The 3,029-nt window shown below is 62.5% G+C and carries 2 protein-coding genes; both read left to right on the top strand.

The features are described from left to right. The coding region (locus VFW45_06755; GenBank protein HEU5180472.1) for a UPF0182 family protein at window positions 1-2,234 on the top strand (2,234 nt) is incomplete at its 5' end. Window positions 2,235-2,657: 423 nt separating this feature from the next. Next, window positions 2,658-3,029 (top strand): hypothetical protein (locus tag VFW45_06750; protein ID HEU5180471.1); only part of this gene is annotated, 372 nt, incomplete at its 3' end.

Raw genomic sequence — 3,029 nt, 5'->3', positions numbered from 1 at the left:
TGCTTCTCCTCGCGCTCTACGGGCTCCGCGGTGACATCATCCTCAGCCCTCGGCCGGTCCGCTTCGAGCCCTCGGCCGGCATGCATCTGGGCATCCTCGTCGCGGTGTTGTTCCTGCTCACCGCCGTCCGGCTTTGGTTCGTGGATGCGCCCAATCTCCTCTACTCAACCACCGGCCCGCTCGTCGGTGCCAGCTACACCGATCTGCATGCGCGGCTGCCGGCCATCCGGGTGACGGCAGCGCTCGCCCTGGTGGCCGCCGCGATAGTCCTGATCGGGGCCATGCGGCGGGATCTGTCACGCTGGGGGCTCTGGGCCGTGGGCGGGTACGTCGCGGTGGCGCTGCTCGGGCGTGGTCTCTTCCCGCTGGTGATACAGAAACTCGTGGTGGCGCCCACCGAGCTCACTCGGGAGACGCCGTATCTCAAGGATCACATCGCCGCCACACGGGCGGCATGGGGGCTCGACAGCGTGGGTATCCGCGAGCTCAACGGCGAGGCCGACCTGACTCTTGCAGACATCCGTGCCAACTCGGCGACGATCGAGAACGTGCGGCTCTGGGATCGGGACCCGCTGTTGCAGACCTTCGGCCAGCTGCAGGAAATCCGCACCTACTACGATTTTGTCTCGGTGGACGACGACCGCTATTGGATTGACGGCAAGTACCGGCAGGTGCTGCTCAGTCCGCGGGAGCTCAACCCTGCGTCGCTCCCGACCCGGACCTTCATCAACGAGCACCTGACCTTTACCCACGGGATGGGACTCACCCTGGGTCCGGTCAACCAGGTCACCACAGAGGGACTTCCGGTGCTGTTCATCCGTGACCTGCCGCCGGTGTCGGATGTGTCGCTCAAGGTCACCCGGCCCCAGATCTACTATGGCGAGATCGCCAACGACTTCGTGTTCGTCGGCACGAAGCAGCGGGAGTTCGACCATCCGTCAGGCGAGGCGAACGTCTACGCCTCCTACGGGGGGAGCGGCGGGGTGAAGGTCGCCAATCTTCTGCGCCGGCTGGTGCTGGCGGTGCGGTTCGGCTCGTCCAACATCCTCCTGTCGCAGGACATTACCAACGACAGCCGGGTGCTTTACTACCGGAATATCGTCGAGCGGGCGGGGCGGGCGCTGCCGTTCCTCCACTTCGATCGCGATCCCTACATGGTGGCCACCACCGACGGCCGACTCGTGTGGATTGCCGACGCGTACACGACCTCCGACGGCTACCCCTACGCCCAGCGGCTGCCCGACGGCACCAGCTACATGCGGAACAGTGTCAAACTGGTCATCGATGCGTACGACGGCTCGCTCACCGCCTATGCGAGCGCGCCGGCCGACCCGATGATCCGCACCTGGGCCAGGGTGTTCCCGGGCATCTTCCAGCCGATCGACAGCATGCCGGCGGACCTCCGAAGCCACATCCGCTATCCCGATGATCTCTACCGGGTCCAGACGACGCTGTACACCACTTACCACATGGAGGCGCCGGAGGACTTCTACCACCGGGAGGATCAGTGGCAGATCCCGGAGGTGGCGGAGGCGCAGGCGACGGTGCCGTTCATGCGGCATATCGTTATGCGCCTGCCGGACGAGCCGAAGGCGGAGTTCATCTACATGGTGCCGTTCACACCTCGGGGGAAGGACAACCTGGCGGCTTGGATGGTGGCGCGGAACGACGGTGACGCGTACGGAAAGCTCCGGGTCTACCGGCTGTCACGCCAGAGCCTGGTCTTCGGTCCGCAGCAGATCGAGAACCGGATCCATCAGGACACCGAGATCTCTCGCCAAGTCTCGCTCTGGGACCAGGGAGGCTCCAAAGTGATCCGTGGCGACCTCCTGGTCATTCCGATCGAACAGTCGCTGCTCTACGTGCAGCCGCTCTACCTCCAGGCGGAGGGCGGCAGAATCCCCGAGCTCAAACGCGTGGTGGTAGCGTACCAGAACCGCGTGGTGATGGAGGAGACGCTCGACGCCGGACTGGCCCGGCTGTTCGGCGGGTCGGCGGCGGCAAAGAATGAGCCCGTGGCGGTGGCTGCGACCGGAGGTGCCGCTGCGGCGGCCACCGTGGGGCCTGCATTAAGCGATGCGGAGTTCCAAACGCTGGCGACGGAAGCGCGGAGCCGCTATCAGGCGGCGCTCGCAGCGCAGCGGGCCGGGGACTGGGCCAAGTACGGCGAGGAAATTCGCAAGCTGGGCGAGGTACTCGAGCGGTTGGGCGGGAGGGAAGCGCCGCAGAAATAGCTCAGGTGTCGGCCGGCTCCGTCCCGGTTCCCGAAATCATTCACGCGGAGCCGAATGGATTGGACGGCCTTCCGCCGTTCATCCTGACGAGCTTTTGTCGAAGGCATCCATCCCTGACCTTCGTTGATTGGGGCTTACCGACACGCTTTCTACAGATGTTCTATGCGGACGCCCGAGGCCGCCGGATTCTGCGACCAGTCCCAAAGGGCAACTCGAACGTGCCACTGCTGACGATATCGTGCGTCCGATGAAATCCCAGCAGTTGGACCGCACGGAGTTTCGTCGTTCGAACATTGCCGACAGTCCTGACCTTGCCGTTGGACTCAGTATTCCCCAGCGCATGCTTCACCTACTCAAACGGGGTGCCATGACCAAAGAAGAAATCGCCGAAGCAATCGAAGAATGCATAGGGGGTGTGTCCGGATGTCCGGGTTAGAAAGAAAAAGTGTCCGGTTAGCCGATGAAGTTAGCACTGAACGTTTCTGTCCCAGCTTTTTGGAAATGGACAATAGCATGGAACGGAATGTAATTCGCCGTGTGATCACTGTTGACACAAACGAAATCCACTCCAACGTACATAACCTTGCCGGTGATGGCCTTGTTATCAATAAGAGCAAAATAGATTTCCTGCCCCTCGAGTGCATTCAACGCGGATTGAAGGTTTTGCATGGGGGCGATTCTACATCACACCACGCAAGACATCCTTGGTCACCGACCCTAACGACCCACAAAACAACACGGCCAACCTTTGGGTTGCGTCAACAAAGCACATTGATGGCGCTCAATGCTGGCGCG

The organism is Candidatus Polarisedimenticolia bacterium (genome assembly GCA_035764505.1).
GTDB lineage: Bacteria > Acidobacteriota > Polarisedimenticolia > Gp22-AA2 > AA152 > AA152.
The sequence above is the reverse complement of the archived record's forward strand: the minus strand, read 5'-3'. Positions and strand labels throughout refer to the sequence as shown.